Below are 4,925 nucleotides of genomic sequence, written 5' to 3' on the forward strand. Positions count from 1 at the left end.
CAACTGTGCAAGTATTTATTCGAACACAGCCTCGCTATGCATTTTCATGCTTGTTCTACTTTTACCACTTCCTCTTTTTCACTGTAGTCTGAGTCCCTTGCAGCCAGTATAGACTTTGGATCTCTTGCCAATGCTAAGCTAGGTAGTTCCAAGTCCTCGAAACTAATTCAAGAAACCCCTTGCATTTAGTGGACGTGCATCACTCTCAAGCCTGTAGCTTGTTTATTTTCCCGGGTCTTGACCAGAACCCAATCATTTATTATTTATTTATTAACAAGCCAATTATTTCATGTTTGTTTAGCAGCAAACCCGAGCAATTGTTCTAACCTAACTAACCTCTTCTGTAACAGGCATTTTTCTCAGACAAATCAGATATTGGAGAGATTGGACCTTTCTCCCATAGATTGGCAACTCTAAGTTAGAGGAAGCCTTCATGATCTCCAAGGGTGAGGCCATCTTGTTTGGCCAATTTTGTACTAACTTGACGGTTGTTAAAATATTATTGTCATATAATGCTATAGCCTAACTTAATATAGCCAGGGCATAGCTACCAGCAATTCTCAGATCGAGACTGACTTTGCTTCTGTCGAATATGATCTACCTATTTTTATATCTAGCGAGTTGGGTGAAGTTTTGAACTTGGATTTTGTGGGGTGCCAGGCTTTGACTGCACAATCTTAATGCCAATCATGTTCTGGTTTGCGATGGATGTATTTTGAACCTTATTTAATAGTGAAACTTCAAGTTGAATCAGATAGCCAACTGCCAATTTACTTGGAGGGTGTTTGTTCCACTTGGGACTATGAATTGTACGTGAACATTAGAAGATGGTTACAAATGTATATCAACTCTATCAAAATTGGATGAAATTTTGATTTTGATAAAATATGCTGCAAAATTCCGCAAAAAGTTTCCTTTCACTGACCATAGAAACATAAATCTTGTCTACCTGCTTTTATTTTCCAAACAACATTCAAACACATGACCCTGCTTTTATTTTCCAAACAACATTCCAACACATGACCCTGCTTTTATTTTCCAAACAACATTCCAACACATGACGACACGTCATCGTCTGGAATCGCCTCTGGAGAATGATGATTCATATGCAAATTTATTTCACCGGGTATGCCAAGAGCGCATACATGGCGCTGAAGAAGTGGCACAAAAAGAGAAGGATGCAATGTATAGCATCTCTTTTTACAAGACATCACCTTAATGCAAAAAAGACATCTATTTATTATTACAAACCCAAAATATAGAACTTTTACAAACTTTAAATAATTTACTAAACACTTATCCATCTTGTCAAAAAGAAAGCACATTATTAGAACAAACTTTACAACAAATCCAATTACAAATTAATACTTTTACAAGTAATTATCAAACTAAAACTTGTCTTATCAGACAAATAATCTTAGACCAAATAAAAACTATAATAATTGAAACTAACTTATTTCCTATCATTCAAAAACAATTTAATCAAACAATTAATCTTTTACAAAAAAAACACCAATTAAACCAAACTACCCTACAAAATGAAATTAATCTTAACGAACAAATAATAGCTTTTTTATGACAAAAAATTAACCTTTCTTAATCAAAAATACACACTGACAAAAAAGAAAGGAATACAAGGATTTTTTCACAAATACAAACAAAAAGGAACTGAACTATATCCCCTTTTATACCAAATCAAAACTCACAAAGAACGTTATGAAAAAATTATCAAAAACCTCACCACAAAAAAGATAAAGCAACCAAAAACACCAACATATTTTAGAAAAAAAAACTAACAAACACCAAAAATCAACAAAACCAAACTTAAAATAACCAAACTTTTAACTTTATGGCACTATTTAAAAAACTCCTGCCTCCAAAACATTGCTCTTATTCCTTTAATCAATTTCAAAATATCAACAAATTTTTCAATGCTTGCCAAAAACAATCACAAATGTTATCCAAGAAGATATTTTATTCTATAATAATTATCAAAAACATTTATCAATGTTTAAATACTTTACTTCCAAGAACAAATAACAAAAAAGAACAAAAATTAATTCAAACAGCTAAGCAAATACCACTAACACAACTAAACACCTTAACAAAGTTTTTTACAACCAAAATGAATTAATAAAAATGTTATTAATGTTTCTTTGGAAAAAACATTTAAACAAAATCAAATATCTTTTATTACAAGAAATTACTAAAACAATTAAATCCAAAGAAAAAAGTTTAACCCAAACAACTAATTTAATGAAAGAAAAATTAGGATTATTGGGTAAAACGAAAATCTAAGTGATGCTCTTATCAATCTCTTAATTTATCATGGCAACAAACACAAAAAGAATTACGCCAAAAAACTATCAAACCTCCAAAAAAGAAGCTCTTCCTCAATTTTGAAAAAAAAAGACAAATTATTTTTTCGGACATAAAAAATAGCCATCAAACAAAAAAACAACCAAATCTTTAAACATTTAACCAAACAAAAAGAAAAATATCCAAATCATTTACTCAAGCAAACAAAAAACTAATCACAAAAAATAACCAAAATAGAAAAACAAATCAAAAAAACAAAAAAAAACTTACTTACTAAAATCAAACTAACTAATTTCCAAACCAAACTCAAAACTATCTTTTTAAAATTGTCTTTTTTTTGGCAAAAACAAAAAGGAAAATTCAAAATAAAACATCACCAAAAACAAATTACCAAACAAATCAAAAAAACTATTGCCCTTTGATAAACAAATTTCTTAAAGCAAAAATATTGATATTATAAAATATTATAAAATGAAATTATAATTTATAAATAAATGTAATAAATAAATTTCTTAAAAAATATAGGAATAAAACAGTTTAATTAAAAACCACCCAAAAAAATCATTGTCATTAAACAATATTTAAAATCTATTTGCATTTTTATTTTTTTTAGTGTATAATTAAAGTAATTATTATTTTGTGATAAATATTAATTTCTTAAAAAAACATTTTAAATAATAATTTATCAAAACAATAATAATTAAGGATTAAGGCAAAAAGTAAATTTTTCACAAAATGAAGCAAAAAACTAAGAAAGAAGGCAAAAATGACATCCTCAAACCAAGTTTTAATTGAAATTAAAAACTTATCCAAAAACTTTTCTATCAAAAAAAACTTTTTAAAACCAGATACCTTACTAAAAGCCAACCAAAATATTAATTTATCCATTTTCAAAGGCGAAACATTAGCCGTAGTTGGAGGCTCTTGGTTCAGGGAAAAATCCTAAATTTAGACAAGTTCTTTCTACAACTTGTAAAACCTACTTCAGGCAATGTTTTTTACTCACAAAGAAACAATACCTAAAACTAAGGAAAAAGTAGATGTGTGACATTAAAGAACAGATTTAACTACTTTAAGTAATAAAGAAAACGCTTTTTAAGAAAAGATTTACAAATTATTTTCAAGATCCTTTTTCTTCTCTTAACACTCATCTCAAAATATCAGATATCATTGGCGAAGGACTTTTAATCCACAAAATGACAAAAGGCAAAAAGACCCAAAATATCAAAACAATAATTCTAGCTATCATGAAAAATGTGGCATTGATACTTCTTCTTATGACTCTTTTATCCTCATCAACTTTCAGGGGGACAAAGGACAAAGAATTGCAATTGCAAGAGCTTTAATTATTAAACCTAAATTCTGTTAAGCTGCATGAAATAGTATCAGCATTAGATGAATAACCAAGCCCAATTTTAAACCTTTTAAATGATTTAAAAAAAGATTACCAACTAACTTTCTTTGTTTATTACTCTACGATTTAGGAGTTGCCTGTTTTTTAAGTGACCGCATTTGTGTAATGCATTTAGGGAAAAGTAATTGAAATAGCGCTTCAGAAAGCCTTTTTTAAAACCTTATCATCCCTACACCAAACAACTTCTAAATGCTATCCCTAAATTAAAAAATCAAAATAAAGACGTAGAAGAAATGCCAATCACCTACATGAAACTAACAAATTTAGATTTTTATTTCACACTCAAAAACAAGACCTAGATTGCTATCAAGTAGCCCCTAATCATTTTATTTCTTGCACTTTAAAAAAATAAAGCTACTAAAATATAAAGGAGTAAAATATGAGTTTATTAAAAGTTAGCAATCTACATACTTATTTTGAAACCCAAAAAGGTTCAATCAAAGCAGTTCGTGGTGTTTTTATTTGAAGTCCAAAAAGGCAAAACTTTGGAATAGTTGGAGAATCTAGTGGCAACTTAAAAGCCAAACTGCAATTTCTATTCTCAAATTATTTGAAAAAAACAAAAAATTTACCAAGGGCGAAATTACTTTTGAAAATCGTATTATTTCTCGAATTTCAATCGCGAAAAAGTACAAAAAATCAGAGAAGCTTAAATTGCTATGATTTTCAAGAATGCCATTTCTAGCCCAACAACCCTGTTTTTAAAATCAAAAAATCCAAATTATAGAAGTTCTAATGCTCCATCTAAAGCTTGATTACTGGCTTTCATCAAAAAACTCATGTTGGAAAAAGTCAAATTCTAACACTCTGAAGTTTTTGATAGCTTGGGTGTAATCAAGTTTTTGATGGGGCATTAGAACTTCCTGTTGATTTTGATTTCACTTTAGGGTCGCTAAAATGGCATCTTGAAGATCATATATTTGTTTATAAATTTTTGCATCTCTTTTTATAAATTAATATTGTTATAAAATTTCGCCTTTGGTTCAAGTAATTTGAATAGAATTGCATTTATACCTTACCGAATTCTCAACTGTTTTGCCTTTGGACTAAAGATAAGCACGAACTGCTGATTAGACCTTTTGGGTTTCGAAAATATGTGAATTTAGCTAGCCTATCATCATGACATATATATTTTAATATTTCTTCTGGAACAAAAATAAAATGATCAAACTGCATCCAGTTGTTTTAATAA

3 protein-coding genes and 1 pseudogene are annotated in these 4,925 nt (G+C 29.0%); all 4 read left to right on the forward strand.

Annotated features, from left to right (window positions below; all coding sequences use genetic code 11):
* The first annotated feature begins 1,849 nt into the window (after positions 1–1,849).
* On the forward strand, positions 1,850–2,134 hold the full coding sequence (locus ACEW7V_RS02605; protein ID WP_374695346.1) for a hypothetical protein: 285 nt from the start codon (positions 1,850–1,852) through the stop codon (positions 2,132–2,134).
* Positions 2,135–2,148: 14 nt separating this feature from the next.
* Entirely contained in the window at positions 2,149–2,298 is a 150-nt protein-coding gene (locus ACEW7V_RS02610; RefSeq protein ID WP_374695347.1) for a hypothetical protein, read from the forward strand.
* Positions 2,299–3,085: 787 nt separating this feature from the next.
* Positions 3,086–3,265 carry a hypothetical protein gene (locus ACEW7V_RS02615; protein WP_374695348.1) on the forward strand — a complete coding sequence of 60 codons (180 nt, stop codon included), beginning with the start codon at positions 3,086–3,088 and terminating at the stop codon, positions 3,263–3,265.
* A gap of 659 nt (positions 3,266–3,924) precedes the next feature.
* Positions 3,925–4,032 (forward strand): annotated as a pseudogene (locus tag ACEW7V_RS02620) (hypothetical protein); the annotation flags it as partial.
* Positions 4,033–4,925: the final 893 nt, after the last annotated feature.

This window comes from Areca yellow leaf disease phytoplasma, from assembly GCF_041920595.1.